Consider the following 20,790-nt stretch of genomic DNA (forward strand, 5'->3'; position numbering starts at 1 on the left):
CGTAAATTGAGCTTGTTCTCTTTTTATCTTAAATATAAACATATCGATACTTCCTTTTTCTGTTTTTTGCTTCCAAATGTGTGTATAGGTGACACTGACACCAAAATGACACCAATATGATGTTTTTTCTCTTGCTTAATATCTTGAATATCAGTAAATAATGCTTGCCTTAATCCTTTCATTCAGGATTTGTCAATAAATGGTTTTATATCAAAAACAGAGCTGAATATTTCCATACTAATGTTATGAAAATACATTACTTCTATTTACTCTTTTGGGTAATCGGTTGAAAATGAAATTTTCTATTTTCATATAATTGATACGGAGCGAAGCGGCACAGATGTGAACCACGGTATCGCCGGGCAATGCGTTAGGTTGTGGCAACGATTTTACCGGCTAACTCAATAAGCAATTTTATAGAAATATACTGTAGTTTAAGATTCATATGTTTAATAAATATAATTTTATTAATTTTCTCCATTCTTTATTGTCTCTATTCTTTTTTTATTTAATTTTGTCTGCACTATTTTATGTGGGAATGTAAACTCAAACCATAATAAATAACAAATCGATAATGACACAAATAGTTGAATTAAAAGGCACGGAGAAACGGTTGTATCAACTGGTCGCTCCATTGGTTATGAATCCTGTAGTATTGAAACAGAACTATAATTATCCTTTTCGCACTTCAGAAAACTTTATATGGTTTGTTGCGGTGGAAGGAAAAGAAATAGTTGGCTTTATACCACTGGAACATAAGAAATCGGAAGCAATTATTAATAACTATTATATAAAGGAGAATAATGCAGAAGTATTAAAAGCTCTTTTGGAGAAAGTTATAGACAGCACGGATGAAGATAAGCAGTTGAGCTCGGTTACATTTATTGAGCATCAAAAAATATTCCAGGAATTAGGCTTTTCTGTGGAGAAAGAATGGAAACGCTATGTAAAAATGAATAAGGAGAAATAGAATGGGGGAGGTTCAGAAGAATGTATATGAATTAGCACAAGAACGGTTACACATTATATTTAAAGAATTTGATAATATCTGTGTATCCTTTTCGGGAGGGAAAGATAGTGGTGTGTTATTGAATTTATGCATTGATTACATCCGCCGCAATAATCTGAAGCGTAAACTTTCTGTTTACCACATGGATTATGAAATTCAGTATAGCATGACTATCGATTACGTGGACCGTATTTTGGAAGCTAATAAGGATATTCTGGAGGTATATCGCGTGTGCGTACCTTTTAAAGTAACCACCTGTACGTCTATGTATCAGAATTATTGGCGTCCTTGGGATCCGGAAATGCGTGATATATGGGTGCGGAACATACCGGAAGGCAGCATGACCGTAGAGAACTTCCCTTTTTATACGGATGCAATGTGGGATTATGAATTTCAGATGCATTTTGCCAAATGGTTGCATGCAAGGAAAGATGCGGTTCGGTCCTGCTTTCTCATAGGTATTCGTACGCAGGAAAGTTTCAATCGCTGGCGCAGTATTCACCTTGCCCGGAAATATCAGATGTATCATAATTACCGATGGACTTCTAAAATTGGAAATGATATATTCAATGCTTATCCTGTTTTCGACTGGAAAACGACAGATATCTGGGTAGCCAATGGAAGGTTTGGCTGGGACTATAATCATTTATATGATTTATATTATAAAGCAGGTGTAAACATTGAGCGCCAGCGCGTAGCAAGCCCCTTCCTTTGTGAAGCTCAGGAAAGTCTTCGCCTTTATAAAGTGATTGATCCAAGTACATGGGGCAAGATGGTAGGCCGTGTTAATGGGGTGAACTTTACCGGAATTTATGGCGGAACCCATGCTATGGGCTGGCAAACCGTCCGTTTGCCGAAGGGATATACCTGGAAAGAATTCATGCAATTCCTGCTTTCTACTTTGCCCGAAACTACCCGACGCAATTATTTGAAGAAACTGACTGTCAGCATTGAATTCTGGCGTACGAAAGGCGGGTGTCTTGCTGAGGAGACCATTGAGAAACTAAGAAAAGCCGGTGTGTCATTGGAAGTGGTGAATACGACCAATTATAAAACGAATAAAAAGCCCGTTAAAATGGATTATCTGGATGACATAGACATTTCTGAGTTTCGTGAGATCCCCACGTATAAGAGAATGTGTGTATGTATTCTGAAGAATGATCATGCCTGCAAATATATGGGTTTTGCCTTAAATAAGGAGGAAGCATACAAACGAGATAAAATAATGGAACAATTCAAAAATATGATGTTATGAGTGTAGATCAAAGTCCGGTATATGCTGTAAAAGCTGTGCCGTTGGAGAAAATAGTGGCGAATGATTATAATCCCAACATAGTGGCACCACCTGAAATGAAATTACTGGAACTTTCTATTTGGGAGGATGGTTTTACGATGCCTTGCGTATGTTATTATGATAACGAAACCGACCGTTATATACTGGTAGACGGGTATCATCGTTATAGTGTATTGAGAAGCTCCAAGCGAATTTATCAGCGGGAAAACGGTTTGTTGCCTGTAGTGGTGATTGATAAAGAATTATCCAATCGAATGGCATCTACCATCCGGCATAACCGTGCACGAGGTTCGCACAATATTGAACTGATGTGCCACATCGTGGCCGAACTGGATAAAGCGGGTATGTCCGACCAATGGATTATGAAAAATATAGGCATGGATCGTGATGAACTTCTTCGTTTGAAACAGATTTCCGGCTTGGCGGATTTGTTCTCGGACAAAAGTTTTAGTATTCCAAATCCGGTTGAAACGCCGGTTCCCGAAGAATAAAATGCCCGTTTGGGGCATTTTTGTTTCTATTATGTTCTTTTGTTATCATTAACAAGTGAAATATCTTGTTACAAACTTGCATAAGTTAACCAAATCTCCTACTTTTGCCATCATAAACAAACGAACAGGTTTCATAAGCCTTCGGACATTATAAAAAACTTACATGAAAAATATATTGGTTAGCGGTGGTGCTGGTTTTATAGGGTCGCACTTATGCACACGGTTGATAAATGAAGGACATCATGTGATATGTCTTGACAATCTATTTACCGGCGCGGAAGCAAATATCGAGCATCTGAAAAGCAATCCTCTTTTTGAGTTTGTGCATCACGATGTGGAATTTCCCTATCATACCGAAACTCTTGATGAAATATACAATTTAGCTTGTCCGGCATCACCGATACATTACCAATATGATGCGATCAAAACGATAAAGACTTCTGTATTGGGAGCCATTAATATGCTGGGATTGGCAAAGAAGACGAATGCCAAGATTCTACAAGCTTCTACCAGTGAAATATATGGTGATCCGGTAGTGCATCCTCAAGTAGAAAGTTATTGGGGAAACGTAAATCCAATAGGCATCCGTTCTTGTTATGATGAAGGGAAGCGTTGTTCTGAAACTTTGTTTATGGATTATCACCGGCAAAACAACATTCGTATTAAAATTATTCGTATCTTTAACACGTATGGCCCACGAATGCTGCCGAATGATGGAAGAGTGGTTTCCAATTTTGTGGTTCAGGCATTGCTGGATCATGATATAACTATCTATGGAACAGGAGATCAGACGCGAAGCTTTCAATATATCGATGACCTCATAGAGGGAATGGTGAGAATGATGAACACGGAGGATGAATTTATTGGTCCGGTGAACCTTGGAAATCCGAATGAATTTTCCATCCTCGAGTTAGCGGAAAAAGTGATTCAGTTGACAGGATCGAAGTCGAAGTTGGTGTTCAAACCACTTCCGCATGATGATCCTAAACAACGTCAACCGGATATCACGCTGGCAAAAGAGAAGCTGAACTGGAAGCCTGCCATTGAACTGGAAGACGGTTTGAAGCGGATTGTGGAATATTTTAAGGAATATCGTAAATAGATTATATAGATAAACGGGAAAACAATATTGTATAAGATGAATATGGAAATTAATCCTTCTGAGTACAAAATTCTCATCGTCGACGATGTGATGTCCAACGTATTATTGTTGAAGGTACTCTTGACAAATGAAAAATTTGCAATCGCTACGGCAAGTAACGGTCGGCAAGCATTAGAGCAGGTAGATAAGGAAAACCCGGATTTGGTGTTGCTGGACGTGATGATGCCGGATATGAGTGGTTTTGAGGTGGCACAACATTTGAAAGCAAATCCCAAAACCGCAGATATTCCTATCATCTTCCTGACTGCACTGAACAGCACGACGGATATTGTAAAAGGTTTCCAGGTGGGAGCAAATGACTTTATCTCCAAACCTTTTAACAAGGAAGAGCTGATTATCCGTGTAACCCACCAGATTTCGTTGGTAGCTGCCAAACGTATTATTTTGAATAAGACCGAAGAACTGCAACGTACCATTGCCGGACGTGACAAACTTTATTCGGTGATTGCTCATGATTTACGTTCTCCTATGGGCTCTATCAAGATGGTGCTGAATATGTTGATATTGAATCTGCCGTCCGAGAAAATCGGTGATGAGATGTATGAACTGCTGACAATGGCAAACCAGACGACAGAAGATGTGTTCTCTTTGCTGGATAACTTGCTGAAGTGGACCAAGAGCCAGATTGGTAAGTTGAATGTAGTATATCAGGACATTGATGTAGTGGAGGTTGTAGATGGAGTGATCGACATTTTCAATATGGTAGCCGGTATGAAGAAGATTACAATCCGTGAAGAGAAACCGGAGAAGTTAGCTGTATCTGCCGACATCGATATGCTGAAGACCGTAGTACGCAATCTGATAAGCAATGCTATTAAGTTCAGTAACGAAAACTCTGAGGTGCTGGTGAAGCTGGAAGCGAAGGATGGCATGGCAGTAGTCAGCGTGCAAGACCACGGTTGCGGTATTGACGAAGAAGGACAAAAGAAATTGCTGCATACAGATACTCACTTCAGTACATTCGGTACTAACAACGAAGAAGGTTCCGGCTTGGGATTGTTGTTGTGCCAGGACTTTGTGGTGAAGAATGGTGGTAAGTTGTGGTTTACTTCGAAGAAGGGTGAAGGTTCTATATTCAGTTTTTCAGTTCCGTTGAAAAAATAAATGATACAATAAAGAAAAACAAAACAGACCGTCTGTTCCAGGTGAACGGACGGTCTGTTTTGTTATTAGCGCCTGCACAGGTCTCTGAAATCACAGAACTCACATTTCCTTTTATCTTCAGTTTGTGTGAAGGGTTCTTCCGGATTGTATATTTCTTGTAATAGGTTTTGCAGGCGTTCGCGAAACTCATCTTCATAAAAAGCGAAGTTGTTGACCGGTATTTTTGGTTGGCGGGCTTCCCCCATTTCAATTACAGGAGAATAAGTTTCTGATGCTGCACGGTGAATGTAGAGCAAGGAAGGGGCAACCTTCAACGATTGTTTGCGGCACATGATGGAAGCGTACAGGAAAGTCTGGAAAATATAATTCGGACGTCCGTCGGCAGGAGTGAACAGTTGCTCTATATTCTCGGGAGTTTTGGGGCTGCCACCGGTTTTATAGTCTACAATACGCAAGGTATCGCCCTTACTGTCCATACGGTCGATGGTACCACCGATATTCAGTGCCAGTTTTCCTTGCGCAGTTTCTATTTCCATGATCTCGTTTACAGGTTCTTCCATACCTTCCATGGTGAAAGGAGCATATTGCAGGTCGTTGCGCAACAATTGGCGGAGATAGGATGCAATCACTTTGGCATTGATAAGTTGCGTACCATTATATTCAGGCCTTTCTGTGGGGAAAACGTGGAAGAACTCTTCTTTGAAAGCTGTATCTACATAATTCTGTAGCTTCACGTCATTGCGTAACAGTTGCTCCAGGTCTTCTTTTCGTATTTCTTTTCCATTTGCAGTCAGATCCTTATATGCCAATTCGGCTGAACGGTGGAAGATAGTACCGAACAGTGCGGAGTCTATTTCAGCACTCACTTCATCGGGAGCTTTTAATCCGGCCACATAACGATAGTAGAATTTCAAACGGCAATCCAGATAAGCATTGAGTGCGGAAGGAGAGAACAGTGCTTTGGGATGGCGGACGAGATTGTATTTCTCATACATTCTCGCAATGATTTCCGGTGTTTTCTCTATACGGATTTCTCTGCCGCTTTGAGGAGATTGTCCGGCTTCCAGGTATTCGCGTGAAATATCGTGCGGCGATTCAACAAGAAATTGCAGCATGAAACGGGACATTTCTCCACGGTTCAGTCCATCAGAAGATGTATTATATAATAAGGTGATATTTTCAGCGCGTTGTATCAGTCGGTAAAAGTAGTATGCATAGACCGCATTCTTATGTTCGATGGTGGTCATGCCGAAAGCTTTCCGCAGATTGTAAGGGATGAAGGATGATTCTCCACCGGCTTTGGGCAACTGACCTTCGTTGAGGGAGAGCATGATGAGGTTTCGGAAATCGAGGTTACGTGTTTCCAGCACTCCCATTACTTGCATACCGATGGCTGGTTCACCGTGGAACGGAATATTTGAGGTTGCAAGCAAGCGGCAAAGAAGACGTTTCAAAGTGTCAGTTTGCAGATTAAGTTCGCCACTGTCAATAAGACTGAGCAGACGGTTGATGAGGGTATAGCTCTTGAATAAGGACTCCCGGTAAAGCTGATTGAAAATATCATCTGTTTCCTGTTCTTGCCGGTAGAGGATGGAGACTTCGCGAAGTGTATCCGTCAGATATTGGCAGAGGGCTGAAATGCCGGTCTGCGGAGTGAATACCTGTTCCAGAAATTCATCTTGCTTTAATTCGGAAGGCAGAGGGTAGAAGCGATTGTCTTTCGTCAGCTGTTTCTCCAGTTTTTCTGCGGAGGGGGACAATTGGCGTGTATAGGGATGTTTCAATACAGCCTGGACGGCTTCGTATGAATAACGTCCTGTATCTCTGCGATAGCCATTGGTTTGCAGTTCTATGAGTGCGCTGATGAAACTGTATACAGGGGTCTGTGCCAGCGGAAATCCCATCGTGATATTGACATTCTTTACTTCTGATGGTATGGAGTGGAGTACGGGTAATAAAAGAGATTCATTACAAAGTACCACAGCATTCTCTTTTTCCTGGGTTGGTGTACCTGATGGATCATTTTTCATTACGGAGTGTACCCATTCCGGCAAATAGCGTGCCTGTGCATTTTCGGTAGGGGCGGAGATGAAACGTACATTTTTAGGATGTCTTAATACATCGAATGCGGTTTCGGGTAGTTCGTTGGGGAAGATTTTCAGATTGCGGAGAATGAATTCGCCGGCTTCATGTGTGTAAGGCGGAGTCTTTTCACGAGGCAGACGGGTGTAAAACAAGTCATAATCCCAATAGAACAATGCTCTGCCGGCATCACGCAGACGCTCAAAAAAACGGGTTTCCACTTTATTCAATACATTGAAACCAACGAAAACATACCGGTCATATTTCAGCTTTTCCGGTTGCAGTTCTTCCATGACGTAGCGATACATCATACCCTCATAAGCAATGCCAAGTTCTGCGAGATTGTCGCGGTAGCCGTGATAAATATCGCCTAATTTATCCCACAAGGAGATGAACTTCTCTTTCAGTTGCGTGCGTCGCTCGATGGAGAAGTTTTGAAAGAACTGACGGATGGCTTCTTCCTGTTCGGAGTCAAGGAAGTCGTAATCATCCATGATATTTTTCAGGTCTTGCAGATTAGAGAATAGACGGTCGGCATCAACAAGATTTTTATCGACATCATCGAAATCGCTGATAAGAAGTTCTCCCCAGAAATAGAAATCATCAAGTGTTTCTTCACTATGGGTTTCTTCACGAAATACTTTATAGAGCTCACAAACAAGGCGGATGGGGTCGCCCAGCTTCCATGGAGAAAGCTGTCGGAACAGTTCACTGATGCTGACGTAAGCGGGAGACCATAAAGGGCGGTCACTTTGTGCCGCCAAATGCTCGTTGAAGAAAAGGCTGGCACGTTTGTTCGGAAAAACAATGGCGACCCGTGAAAGATCGTTTCCTATCTTTTGGTGTAAGTCTTGGGCAACTAATTGAAGAAAAGTTTGCATCTTAATCTTTTGTTTTTGATAACTATTCTGCACTGAACATTATGGGCACGGTGTACTCTGTGTCAACCACTTCCCCTTGTTTGGTACCAGGTTTCCATTTGGGCATCATATTAATCACCCGCAGAGCCTCCTTGTCAAAATCAGGATGGATGCCACGGATTACTCGGGCATTTGCGATGCTGCCGTCTTCTTTGACAGTGAACTGTGCTACAACGCGCCCTGTCACGCATGTATCGTTATTGGGATATTGCAGATTCTCACGTATGAAATTGAATAAAGCTTGTGTGCCTCCGGGAAATTCCGGTAGTGTTGTTTCTATTGTTTCGTAATCAACATCTCCTTCCAGTATTTCTCCGGATATTATTGTTGATTCTCCCATTGTCATATTGCTTTCACGCAGTGCAACCTGAATATAAGTTGCTCCCTTCTTATTTATTTCAATTTCCTGTGCTTCCATTCCAACGTATTGGATGATTAGCGGATATTTACCGGAAACTTTTAGTGTAAACTCACCATTCGCATCTGTTAGAGTACCGTTTGTAGTTTCTTTTTCAGAGACATTGGCCCCGACAATTGGTTTTTGAGTCAGACTGTCTGTAACTGTACCTTTGATTAAAAAGAGTGAGTCCTTATCCGCCGGCACGCTCTGACACTCAAGTTTGATCTCTGAGGTGTTCTTTGCTGACTGGCCTGGTGAGTTGGCGCAGGCATTCATTGCGATAATCCCTGCGGACAATCCTAATAGGGTGATCGCTTTTCCCGCCATGCGCCGTCGTTCCAGTTGATGTTCCAGATATCGTACTTCTGATTCACATTTGGGACATGTGCCTGTACAATCTCCTTTGTATTGACATTCGGAAGTGATATATTCGATATCATTTGCTTCGGCAATTTGCCGGCGAATGTCTTTTAATATCTTGCATGTTTGCTTTCCTCGTACCATGATTATTCTGATTTATAATTGCCTTATATCTACTGCAATCGAAACATGACCGGGACAGTATATTCCACACGTACAGGTTGTCCCGCTACCGTACCGGGTTTCCATTTAGGGAATTCTCTGACTACGCGCAGAGCTTCTTTATCTAAATACGGATCAACGCCTCTGAGGATTCTGGCATTTGTGATACTCCCATCCTTTTCGATGACAAATCTGACTGTGGTTCGTCCTTGGGTTCCGTTACCTTGATAAACGGGTAGTTTCAGATCTAATTTTTTGCTTATGAATTTCATCAGTTCGATCATGCCCCCGGGAAATTCGGGCATTGTATCCGGTACATCGTACTGATTTGTGCCATATATGGTAGTATCTTGCGGAATAACCTCCTGTACGAGAGAGTCCGGCGGGAGGACTCTTATTACCGGTTTTTCCTGTATTTCCGGAGTTACTATATAATAACCATGCGGAGCTTCGGAATGGATCGGCTCCGCACAGGCAGGTTGTGGCATCATTGTTGCCAATCCTGCGGATACTCCAAGTATGGTAATCGCTTTTCCTGCCATGTGTTTACGTGCCAGTTGTTGCTCCAGATACTGCACTTCTGCCTCGCATTTGGGACATGTACCCGTACAATCCCCTTTGTATTGACATTCGGAAGTGATATATTCGATATCATTTGCTTCGGCAATTTGCCGGCGGATGTCTTTTAAGATTTTGCAAGTTTGCTTTCCTCGTACCATGATTCTTTATACTTTTTCTATTAAATCTTCTTCTACGTACCACAGGTATCCTTTTATGTTTTCTTTCGGGTATCCCATGCGTGTGAGCAGTTGCATATATCCCTGCACTTGCTTATTATATTTTTTATTCTGTTTTCCGAATTTGAAGTCCACGACAACAATTTCGTTGTCGCGCATCATGACGCGGTCCGGTCGGCGGGTTCGGAGTTCCCCTTTTTCTTGCCAGATGATGTCGCACTCGTTGAACAATTGCCAGTCTCCCGAATACCAATCCTGCACTTGGGGGATGGAAAAGGCATGCCGGGTCAGTTCCCGGATTTCATCTTCTGTTTCCGGTTTGCCGATGATGCCTTCGAATATAAGTTGGTCGATGGCATTGTCGATGTCCTTTTCTGTTTCAATGGCTGAAAAAAGAGTATGCAGTAAGCGTCCCCGGTTTATGAAGCGATTGTCTGATTCATCTTCGTCAACTCCCTGAATGAAATCGGCTGAACGGTTTGATTGCCGGAATTCGATTTCATGCCTCATGCTCTCCATGTGTACCGGGAGCTTGTCAGGCTTTTGAGCAAGGCGGTTGACTGAGGTTTTGGCGGTCGTCGTCGGCTTGCTATCTTCCGATGGGCAGAGTATTCCGCTTTCGTAAGGTTCTTCCTCGTCCCAGTTTTCATTACCTTCCTGGGCGGCTACGTGTGGCAGTGCATTGGCAAGCAGTTCGGACATTGTTCCTTTCTGGCCTTTTTTACTCCAAAGGATGAGATTCTTTCCGGCACGGGTAAATGCTACATAGAGCAGATTCAGGTTATCCACCCAAAGTTGCAGACGCTCGTTAAGATACTCTTGCCTGTATACTGATTCTGCCATGGTAGAGGAATAATTGACCGGAACAATGTCGAGCGCGCTGAAAGGTGATTCGGAAGGTGAACACCATATTAATTGATTATTGGTCTCATTCTCCAACTTCCAGTCGCAGAAGGGGATTAAGACGGTATGGAATTCCAATCCTTTTGACTTGTGAATGGAAAGGATACGAATACCATCCATTTCTCCGCTGGGGATTGTTTTGTTGCATAAGGTTTCGTTCCAATAGCGGATAAACACATCCAGATCCGATGAGTTGTTTTGCAGGTACTCCGTTACGGCATCGAAAAAAGAAAAGAGATACGCATCCTGTTCTTTGATCCGGTTCATCTCAAACAGACTGAACAGTTCTTCCAGTAATTCGTATAGCGGCATTAGACGAAGAGGCTCTATGCGGTTGACAAATGCCTCGGGCAATACATCCTCCGGTCGGGAAGTTAGTATATCATCCCACTTCGTTTCAGGCGCATTTGCTCCTTCCTTCTCCATTCGCCCTTCTTTGTTTTCGTTTGTAATTTGTAATTTGTAATTTATAATTAATGAGGCTCTTGCTACTTTATCATCAGGATTGGAAAGGTAACGTAAAGCATCCATCAACATGCACAATGCTTGTGAAGCATTCAGTCGGAAAGCTTCGTCTGAAACAATAGGCAGATGCATTGTTTTGTCGAAATAATCGGCAATGGGAGGAATGTTTTTATTCTTGCGAACGAGGATGGTGATATCGTTTAGTTTTACACCGGCAGCCAGTAGTCTCTGTACTTCTTCGCCTAAAGAGATGATGGTCAGTTCCGTATAATCGTGTTCTTCGTCCGGTTCCAGGAAAGTAGCCTTGATGTATCCTTTGGCTTCGGTTCGTGGAGATTCCTGTTCCACGTCGGCATAAGCTTGCTGCAACGGGCGGCAATCTTCCTGTAATTCTTTCAGATGGAGCATATTCAGGTACTCCACTGCGGCCGTAAACAAACTGTTGTTAAAACGGATGATATTTGTTTCGCTTCGACGGTTTGTTTTTAAAGTTTCTACACGTACAGGGTAGGGAATAGGCGTTTCTTTGGTACCCAGCGCATTCAATATTCCCCAGTCTCCATTTCGCCAACGGTAAATGGATTGTTTCACGTCACCTACAATCAAGCTGTCGGCTCCTTGTGAAAGACCTTCAAGCAATAAGATTTTGAAGTTATCCCATTGCATACGGCTGGTGTCCTGGAATTCATCGATCATTACGTTCCGGATATTGGCACCGATTTTCTCGAATACGAATGAAGAGTCTCCATCTCGTACCAGGTTATGGAGCAAGGCATTGGTGTCTGACAACAGGAAACGGTTGTGTTCGCGGTTCAGCTCCCGTACTTCTTCGTCAATGTGGGCAAGCAATTGCAATTTGTTCAGGTGTTGCAGTGATAACCGGCAACTGTTTACGGTCTTGTTGTTGCGGGGTCTGAATGTTTCTGCATCCTGCAATAAAGGAAGCAGACTTGTTTCTGCCAGGTGGATGATATCGTTCTTTCGGGGCGAAGTCTTGGTGGCCCAATTCTTTGCGTCATCCAAGCTATTCTTCAGAGTGGCGTTCAGCACATCTTTGTCTGATAGCCGTCCGTCACGCAATTTACGGAAATAACTGCCTATGCCTCGCGTTCCGCCTTTCAGGTCTTCGGCGGTGAGTGCATGTGATTCCAATTCTCCGATGAACTGGTCGTAGAAGCTTTTCATTTGTTCCAGAGCCTCGGTCTCCATTTCCCGCAACACATTACGGTACAGTTTGATTATGTCCGGTTCTTTCAGTTGTTGCCGGAGTCCTTCACCGCGTTCTATGTAACCTTCGTCGAAGATGTTCCAGCCGAATCGCTTGATCTCATCGGATACATTCCAACGTTTGTCATCGGCAATGCGTTCGTTGATATAATCCAGCAACCAAGCCAGGACAGGGGAGGAAGGTGTCAGTTTTTCAATGAGGCTGTCCACGGCATCGCTCAGTACGTCGGCATTGTTCAGTTCTATATTCAGGTTCGGACTCAGTTCCAGTTCCCGTGCCAGATTGCGCATTACGGACTGGAAGAAGGAGTCGATGGTTTCTACACGAAAACGGCTGTAATCATGCAGCATGTATTGCAATGCTGTTCCTGCTGCCCGACGGATGTCAGAGTCAGATAAGTTTTTCTGTCGTAAATCTTCCCGGATGCGGTTCAGGTAGGGCTCTGATGCCGGATCACTTAACCAGATACCGTAAAGTTGTTGCAGAATACGTTCTTTCATTTCTGCCGTAGCTTTATTGGTAAAAGTTACGGCCAGTATTTGCCGATAGGCCCTTGGATTCAGTATCAGGTGCTTGATATACTCTACAGCAAGGGTGAATGTCTTTCCTGAGCCGGCTGAGGCTTTATATACTAATAATTCCATGTAGATTTGCTGGATTGAACTTTTGTACAAACATACGCAAAAATGTGAAATTATTGGGATTGGTGGGGGAATTAATTTGTTTCTATAAGGTTATGAGTTAAATAATAAATAATCTTTTAGACGCGGATGACACGGATGACGCGGATTTTAAATAAAATACTTCTATAGCCTAGCCTTTTAAATCCGCGTTATCTGCGTCATCCGCGTCTAAAAAATAATATACCGAATGGCACTATTCGCTAAACCCTAATCACTTTTTGCTATTTCACCTCTTCCAGCCAAAGCACCCTGCTTGAATAATCATTCTGCTTATGGTAATCTACCTTATGATTATAAGGTATCTCCAACCCATTCGCCATCAGATAAGCACCACTAAATGTCTTTCCCTCAAAACTCAGCGGATCATTATCTATCCGGTTCAGTTCATGCACTTTGTAAAGTTTATCGGGAGAGAGTCCTGCCATTTTCACTCGTGGCAGATGCTGGTTGACAAAGTGTTCTGTCTTCCACCAATAGAACACCGACTTATCTTTTTCGGGCGTTACATACATCATAGAAGCTACTCCCAATTTATCATACGGAGACATTAAACGATAGATATCACCTAGTTGCACTACCGGACGGATCGTTTTATATTCAGCGATGGCATTCTTGCAAAGTGTCTTCTCTTCTTCTGTCATATTCTTTGGTTGTATTTCCATACCCAGGCGACCACTCATCGCTACGTCAATGCGATATTTTAAAGGAATGGTGCGGAAAGTCTGGTGGTTGGGAGCGGCACTGATATGCGATGCCATGGCAATGGCAGGGAAGAAATATGAAGTTCCCCATTGCATATAGATACGTTGCAGAGCATCCGTATTATCACTTACCCAAAACTCATCGAAGTAGGGCAGGATGCCATAGTTGACACGACCGCCGCCGCTGGCGCAAGCCTGTATGGTAAGGTCCGGATATTTAGCGCGTATTTGCTGGCATATTTTCTCAAAGCCACGGTGGAATTCAATATACATGTGGCTTTGATTGTCTTTCGTCAGATAATTGGAACCATGATTTAAGATGGACATATTGGCATCCCATTTGATGTAGTCGATTTCCGGGTAGTTACTCATAAGATCATCTACAATCTTGAAGATAAATTCCTGTACCTGCGGATTGGCAAGATCCAGTACTACTTGTGTACCACCACGTCCCTGCACCACGTCACGTTCGGGAGCCTTAATCACCCAGTCCGGATGTTTCTCATAAAATTCACTGGTTGTATTGGCCATTTCCGGCTCTATCCAGATGCCGAACTTGACACCGTTCTTTTGTGCATCTTTCAGTAGACCTTCAATGCCATTGGGTAACTTATTCTTATCCACTACCCAATCTCCAAGAGAAGAACTGTCATTTTTACGCGGATATTTGTCGCCAAACCAACCATCATCCATCACGAACAGTTCACCACCCATGGAAGCGATATCACTCATCATCTGATCCATACCCGCCTGGTTAACGTCGAAGTAGACACCTTCCCAGCTATTCAGTAAAATCTTGCGGGGAACAGTGCCATGAGCAAGCTTGTGCAGGCGTGCCCAGCGATGGAAGTTCCGGCTACTTCCGCTTAATCCTTCATTACTGTAAGTTAAAGCAAGTTCGGGAGTACGGAAAATCTCATCTTTCTTTAATGAGTAAGCTGAATTTTCCTCATTGATTCCGGCAAAGAACCGGTGATATTCATCGTCGTGCGTATCAATGCGCAGTTTGTAGTTACCACTGTAACAGAGGGCGGCGCCAATGACACAACCCGCATTTTCCTGTGGCTTTCCATCCAGTGAGAACATGACTTCGGCATGTGAGGTGTGCGAGTTTCGTACCCCGTCCTTATTCTTTATTACCTTCATGCCGGGTTCCAATGCCTCTTGACACAAACGCCCTTCGTTCGCCCATGATCCGTAAAGATGAGATAGCCAGACATTGCCCCGGCGAATAGGTAAGAAAGCAGAGGCAAACTGATTGAGTATAACCGGTTTCTTTTCCTGATGTCGGATTTCTGTCCATATCTCGATGACATCTGCATCTTGATAGGCTTTATAATACACGTTTACATAGAAAGGATATACCTTGTCTTTCAGTTCGATGGCAGTGATTTCCGCATTTTCTTCTTTGCTCGTTTTTACCTGTACGATTTCCATCTGCAAAGTCATGTTGCCGTCGGCATGTTTTACGGCTAAAGCGGATTCTCCGGGACAGTTAAGTCCATACACAGGATAAGCGGGCATGTCCGGAGTTCCTGTAAGATTTATATTCTGCAAATCTACCTCCGAGAGTTTATCTCCATAATATACATGTTTTAGCTCACCACCGACAGGTGCCGAGAGTACCAGGGAGGTTTCAGGGGTAGATACGCATACATTTTGTGAAAACAGACTGCCGGTCAGCAGTAACGTTCCAAACAACACATTCATTCGTTTTCTGATGCTCATGTTTTTCTTTTTTTTAGATTTCTGAATATTGATAAGTGCGGCAAAGATAGGCAATTCCGATAAGATGAATTGATAGTGTTTTATCTTATTCTGATAGTCTGCCTATAACAGCCTGATAATATCTTGCCAGCCCGATACTCTGTGATAGTTACGGTCCGGCACACACATATTATGTGGTTGTGCAAATAAATACTGTTCTCCATCGAATGTAGAAAGATTCTTGGGATGATCATCGATCATGATGTTTCCTCTGATGCTATCCTTACGGCCGCAAAATATCATTTGTTCCCACGTGATGAATGGAAAATGCTCGCTCAGCCATTCTTCCTTTTCATTCAGACTTTGTGGAAACTCGGTGGCCGAAGATACAATCAACACGTTGTATTTCTCATTCAGATATTTCAATCCCTCTATGCTTCCGGGAATAAGAGGAGCTGTTCTGAAGAAGCCTTTACTTCTCACATGTTTCTCGAAAGAAGGAAAAGCTTCCAGTTCGGTTTTTCCATACGTGTTTTCAATGTTCAGTTTGATCCCTGAATCCCTGTATTCGAAAATGATCAACTGGGCATATACATCTGCCAATACTCCATCCATGTCTACCAAGATCTGTTGTCTCATACTTTTAAGTTTTATTAATAATTAAACATTCGTTTTTCTTATAAAAAGCGAGCTATTACTTATTTTACTACTATGCGGGGTTTTCTTGTACTTGCGGTTTTTATATATTATCTATTTTATAAATTGCAAAACTCCGCATAATTTCAAATAATCGCTCAGTATTTATTGTTTTCATGCTTAAATATAAGTATGTTTGCGGTAATATGCAATGTTTAAACACATGGAGATATGCTTAAAGAAGAAAGACATCAGTACATTTTAAACCGTATTAATCAGAATTATCGGATTTACATTACCGCATTAAGTTCAGAACTGGGAGTGTCAGATGATACTTTACGGCGAGATTTGGCAGAATTGGATGAGCTTGGTTTATTGACTAAAGTACATGGAGGTGCCATTGCCCGATCAGGTATTCCGGTAGAATTTACCGATAGGCTGAATACGGGGATAGCAGGAAAGCAGCAGATGGCAACCAAGGTGATTCCATTGTTCAGTCCCGGAGATATTGTGTTGATGGATGGTGGTACATCCAATCTGGAAGTAGCCCGACAGATTCCTGTAGATGCGGAATTAAGCATTTATACCAATAGTTTTCCTATTGTAAATGTCTTGATGCATCATCCTAATCTGGAATTGATTTTCCTCGGCGGAAAAGTATTTCCTTCTTCTCAAGTGACAGTCGGAGTTTCTGTTTTCCAAGCATTACAGACTATACGGCCGGATTGGTTGGTGCTGGGTATCAGTAATGTACATCCCCATCAAGGACTTACCGGACCGGATAGGGAAGAGGCTATGATGAAACGCCTCATGATGGAACGTGCGAAAAAAAGGATTATACTGGCAGACAGCCATAAGTTGAATACGGCTGAAGCTTATAGCGTTGCTTCTTTAGGAGACATTGATTATCTGGTGACGGAAGATAGTAAAGTTGATTACATCAGGCAGAACTGGCCGAAATCTTCCTATCAGGTACTTTGAGTATCGGCCGATTTTGTGCATACCAAGTATATGGGCATAAAAAAAGGAGTACCGCTGTACTCCAACCTTTGTTAACCTTAAATCTAATACTATGAAAAACACAGTGCAAAGATACGTACTTTCAGGATAACTGCAAATTATCCAAGAAAAAAAGTATGTTTAATAACACTTATTAGTGAAAATCCCCGCTTTCTCTATTTATTTTAAGAAAAGGCGGGGACTATTTTAAGAAAAGTGGTATTAGACTTTTTCTTTCAGTATATCTTCCATTTTCAGTAATTCGTCACGATATTGTGCCGCTTCAATGAAGTCAAGTTTCTTGGCAGCTTCCTGCATAAGCTTTCTGGTACGTTCGATGCTCTTTTCCAATTGCGGGCGAGACATGTATTGTACAATCGGATCGGCGGCAATATGAGCAGAGCTTTCTTGTTCGATGTAGGGGCGGGGAGTGATCGTCGCTCCTTTTTCGATATAACTGTCTTCTGTTGGAGCATTTGATGCAAATACATTCAGATTCTTCCCTTTCTTGATTTGTTGAGGCGTAATGCCATGTTCTTCATTATATTTCAGCTGCTTTTCGCGGCGACGGTTCGTTTCATCAATTGTCAGTCGCATACTATCGGTGATACGGTCGGCATACATGATAACCATTCCGTTTACATTTCGGGCGGCACGTCCGGCAGTCTGGGTCAGCGAGCGGTGAGAACGTAGGAAACCTTCCTTATCTGCATCAAGAATGGCTACAAGTGACACTTCCGGTAAGTCTAGCCCCTCACGCAGCAGGTTGACACCAATAAGGACGTCATAGATGCCTTCACGCAAATCACTCATAATCTTTACGCGCTCCAAGGTATCTACATCGCTGTGGATGTAGTTACACTTCACATTGTTATTCAGTAAGAATTCTGTTAACTCTTCCGCCATTCTCTTAGTAAGCGTTGTTACCAGCGTGCGTTCGTTCTTCTCGATCCGTATCTGGATTTCCTCCATGAGATCATCTATCTGATTATGGCTGGGACGTACTTCGATTATAGGATCTAACAATCCGGTAGGACGAATCACTTGTTCCACAACTATACCTTCCGACTGGATAAGTTCATAGTCGGCAGGTGTTGCACTCACATAAATCACTTGTTTTGCCATTTCCGCAAATTCTTCGAACTTCAACGGACGATTGTCCATGGCAGCCGGAAGACGGAAACCATATTCCACAAGGTTTATTTTACGTGCGCGGTCACCCCCATACATGGCTCGAATCTGCGGTACACTTACGTGGCTTTCATCAATGACAATCAGAAAGTCTTCCGGGAAGAAATCCAATAAACAGTAAGGACGACTGCCGGCCTTACGCCCATCGAAATAGCGCGAATAGTTTTCTATGCCTGAACAGTGCCCTAATTCGCGTATCATTTCCATATCATAGGTAACCCGCTCCTGAAGGCGTTTCGCTTCAAAGGGACGTCCCTCATTTTCAAACCATTGCACTTGCTTGTGCAAGTCGTCTTCAATCTCGTGAATGGCTCGCAGAGTGGCTTCCTTAGTGGTCATGAACAGATTAGCGGGATATATCTTATATGCATCAAAGCGGGCGATGGTAACACCGCTTATCGGATCGACTTCTTCGATGCTGTCTACGTCATCTCCCCAGAAAATGATACGCAGCAGATTATCGGCATACGCCAGATAAATGTCTACCGTATCTCCTTTCACACGGAAGTTACCACGATTCAGGTCAATGTCATTGCGTACATAAAGACTGTCCACCAAACGACGTAGAAAAACGTTCCGGCTGAATGCTTTTCCTTGCTGTACTTCTATCACATTGTTATAGAAGTCGGACGGATTTCCCATACCATAGATGCAGGATACAGAAGACACGACCACTACGTCTTTCCGGCCCGAGAGTAGGGAAGAAGTAGCGGCAAGACGCAGTTTGTCTATTTCATCATTGATGGCAAGGTCCTTTTCTATATATGTATCAGAAGACGGAAGATAAGCTTCCGGCTGATAATAATCATAATAAGAAACGTAGTATTCTACGGCATTATTGGGGAAGAAAGACTTAAATTCACTGTAAAGTTGTGCGGCCAACGTTTTATTATGGCTTAATATTAACGTTGGTTTATTGATATTAGCAATAACATTAGCTATGGTGAACGTCTTTCCCGAACCGGTGACACCAAGTAACGTTTGTGCCGGAACTCCCTGAAGTACGCCCTCAGTGAGCTCTGCAATAGCTTCCGGCTGATCACCGGTGGGCTTATAGGCGGATGTTAATTCAAATTTATTCATTTTCTCTCCTTATGGTCGGCAATATTCGGGAAAATACTTGAGATAAACAAAATTTTTTTATTCCTTTGCAGGAAATAAGAATTAATAATAACCATCAATGTAATACAACAAAGACATGATTTGGAATGAAAGCATCGAATGTATGGATCGTGAAAGTCTCCGTAAAATCCAAAGCATTCGCCTCAAAAAGATCGTGGAGCATGTTTATCATAACACTCCTTTCTACCGTAAGAAAATGCAGGAACTAGGGATCACTCCGGACGATATTAATAGTATAGATGATATCGTAAAACTTCCTTTTACTACCAAATATGACTTGCGCGATAATTATCCTTTCGGACTTTGTGCCGTGCCTATGAGCCAGATCGTACGTATTCATGCCTCGTCCGGTACTACAGGTAAGCCCACCGTAGTAGGATACACCCGCAAGGACCTTTCGTCTTGGGCAGAATGTCTTTCGCGTGCTTTTACAGCTTATGGTGCGGATAGTTCCGACTTTTTTCATGTAGCCTACGGGTATGGCTTGTTTACAGGCGGGCTGGGTGCTCATGCAGGCGCTGAAAATATAGGTGCTTCCGTAATTCCGATGTCAAGCGGAAACACGGAAAAGCAAATTACTTTAATGCATGATTTTGGTTCTACGGTACTTTGTTGTACACCTTCTTATGCTCTCTATCTGGCTGATGCCATTAAAGATTCCGGTTTGCCCCGCGAAGAATTCAAACTGAAAATAGGGGCTTTCGGTGCAGAACCCTGGACAGAGAATATGCGTAATGAGATTGAAGAAAAACTGGGCATTAAAGCCTATGACATCTATGGATTGAGTGAGATTGCTGGTCCCGGTGTAGGTTATGAGTGTGAATGTCAGCATGGTACTCATCTTAACGAAGATCATTACTTCCCTGAAATTATCAATCCGAATACCTTGGAACCGGTTGCTCCCGGTGAGACAGGCGAACTTGTATTCACCCATCTGACCAAAGAAGGTATGCCTCTGTTGCGTTACCGTACCAAGGATCTTACTGCCTTGCATTATGACAAATGTACTTGTGGACGTACGCTGGTTCGTATGGATCGTATTCTTGGCCGTAGTGACGATATGCTCATTATCCGTGGTGTCAATGTATTCCCGACTCAGATAGAGTCTGTCATCCTTGAAATGGAGGAATTTGAACCGCATTATCTTTTGATCGTGGATCGTAAGAATAATACCGATACCATGGAATTACAGGTTGAAGTGCGTCCGGAATACTACTCTGATGAAATCAATAAAATGCTGGCATTAAAGAAAAAATTGGCCGGTCGTCTTCAAAGTGTCCTGGGACTGGGTGTGGATGTTCGTTTGGTAGAACCTCGCAGCATCGAACGTAGTGTGGGTAAAGCTAAACGTGTGATTGATAATCGGAAACTTTAATAATTACGAATTACCGATTACTAATTACAGCGATTTTGTAATTCATAATTGGTAATTCG

At 42.7% G+C, this 20,790-nt stretch carries 14 protein-coding genes; 7 read left to right on the top strand and 7 right to left on the bottom strand.

Annotated features, from left to right (window positions below; all coding sequences use genetic code 11):
* Window positions 1-574 precede the first annotated feature (574 nt).
* The 5 genes from K429_RS0124635 (at window position 575) to K429_RS0124655 (ending at window position 5,060) form a co-directional block, all read left to right on the top strand.
* Window positions 575-970, top strand: coding sequence for a hypothetical protein (locus K429_RS0124635; RefSeq protein WP_007213862.1), 396 nt, complete (start codon window positions 575-577; stop codon window positions 968-970).
* 1 nt (window position 971) lies between these two features.
* Entirely contained in the window at window positions 972-2,264 is a 1,293-nt protein-coding gene (locus K429_RS0124640) for a DUF3440 domain-containing protein (RefSeq protein ID WP_007213863.1), read from the top strand.
* Window positions 2,261-2,794: a ParB/RepB/Spo0J family partition protein gene (locus K429_RS0124645; protein WP_007213864.1), complete on the top strand. Its 534-nt coding sequence runs from the start codon at window positions 2,261-2,263 to the stop codon at window positions 2,792-2,794. Before K429_RS0124640 ends, K429_RS0124645 begins: the two co-directional genes overlap by 4 nt.
* A 163-nt stretch (window positions 2,795-2,957) precedes the next feature.
* Window positions 2,958-3,896: a UDP-glucuronic acid decarboxylase family protein gene (locus K429_RS0124650; RefSeq protein WP_029328461.1), complete on the top strand. Its 939-nt coding sequence runs from the start codon at window positions 2,958-2,960 to the stop codon at window positions 3,894-3,896.
* A 36-nt stretch (window positions 3,897-3,932) separates the two neighbouring features.
* Window positions 3,933-5,060 (top strand): response regulator, encoded by a 1,128-nt coding sequence (locus K429_RS0124655; RefSeq protein ID WP_007213866.1) that lies wholly within the window; start codon window positions 3,933-3,935, stop codon window positions 5,058-5,060.
* 65 nt (window positions 5,061-5,125) lie between these two features.
* On the opposite strand, the gene K429_RS0124660 is transcribed toward K429_RS0124655, so the two are convergent.
* The 6 genes from K429_RS0124660 to K429_RS0124685 form a co-directional block, all read right to left on the bottom strand.
* Window positions 5,126-8,023 (bottom strand): PD-(D/E)XK nuclease family protein, encoded by a 2,898-nt coding sequence (locus K429_RS0124660; protein WP_029328462.1) that lies wholly within the window; start codon window positions 8,021-8,023, stop codon window positions 5,126-5,128.
* Between the two features lie 22 nt (window positions 8,024-8,045).
* Entirely contained in the window at window positions 8,046-8,966 is a 921-nt protein-coding gene (locus tag K429_RS0124665; protein WP_029328463.1) for a TonB family protein, read from the bottom strand.
* A gap of 29 nt (window positions 8,967-8,995) precedes the next feature.
* Window positions 8,996-9,703 carry an energy transducer TonB gene (locus K429_RS0124670; RefSeq protein ID WP_029328465.1) on the bottom strand — a complete coding sequence of 236 codons (708 nt, stop codon included), beginning with the start codon at window positions 9,701-9,703 and terminating at the stop codon, window positions 8,996-8,998.
* A gap of 6 nt (window positions 9,704-9,709) precedes the next feature.
* Window positions 9,710-12,961 (bottom strand): exodeoxyribonuclease V subunit beta, encoded by a 3,252-nt coding sequence (locus K429_RS0124675; RefSeq protein WP_029328466.1) that lies wholly within the window; start codon window positions 12,959-12,961, stop codon window positions 9,710-9,712.
* A 260-nt stretch (window positions 12,962-13,221) separates the two neighbouring features.
* Window positions 13,222-15,429, bottom strand: coding sequence for an alpha-galactosidase (locus tag K429_RS0124680; RefSeq protein ID WP_029328468.1), 2,208 nt, complete (start codon window positions 15,427-15,429; stop codon window positions 13,222-13,224).
* A gap of 102 nt (window positions 15,430-15,531) precedes the next feature.
* The gene (locus tag K429_RS0124685; RefSeq protein WP_029328469.1) at window positions 15,532-16,047 is read right to left on the bottom strand and encodes a 5'-nucleotidase; all 516 of its coding nucleotides are present in this window, start codon (window positions 16,045-16,047) and stop codon (window positions 15,532-15,534) included.
* A 228-nt stretch (window positions 16,048-16,275) separates the two neighbouring features.
* Here K429_RS0124685 and K429_RS0124690 point away from each other — a divergent pair, with 228 nt between their 5' ends.
* On the top strand, window positions 16,276-17,025 hold the full coding sequence (locus K429_RS0124690; protein ID WP_029328471.1) for a DeoR/GlpR family DNA-binding transcription regulator: 750 nt from the start codon (window positions 16,276-16,278) through the stop codon (window positions 17,023-17,025).
* 240 nt (window positions 17,026-17,265) lie between these two features.
* On the opposite strand, the gene uvrB is transcribed toward K429_RS0124690, so the two are convergent.
* The gene (gene uvrB, locus K429_RS0124695; protein ID WP_029328472.1) at window positions 17,266-19,317 is read right to left on the bottom strand and encodes an excinuclease ABC subunit UvrB; all 2,052 of its coding nucleotides are present in this window, start codon (window positions 19,315-19,317) and stop codon (window positions 17,266-17,268) included.
* 115 nt (window positions 19,318-19,432) lie between these two features.
* Here uvrB and K429_RS0124700 point away from each other — a divergent pair, with 115 nt between their 5' ends.
* Window positions 19,433-20,731 (top strand): phenylacetate--CoA ligase family protein, encoded by a 1,299-nt coding sequence (locus K429_RS0124700; RefSeq protein WP_029328473.1) that lies wholly within the window; start codon window positions 19,433-19,435, stop codon window positions 20,729-20,731.
* The last annotated feature ends 59 nt before the right edge of the window (window positions 20,732-20,790 follow it).

This window comes from Bacteroides sp. 14(A), from assembly GCF_000526555.1.
GTDB classification, from domain to species: domain Bacteria; phylum Bacteroidota; class Bacteroidia; order Bacteroidales; family Bacteroidaceae; genus Bacteroides; species Bacteroides cellulosilyticus.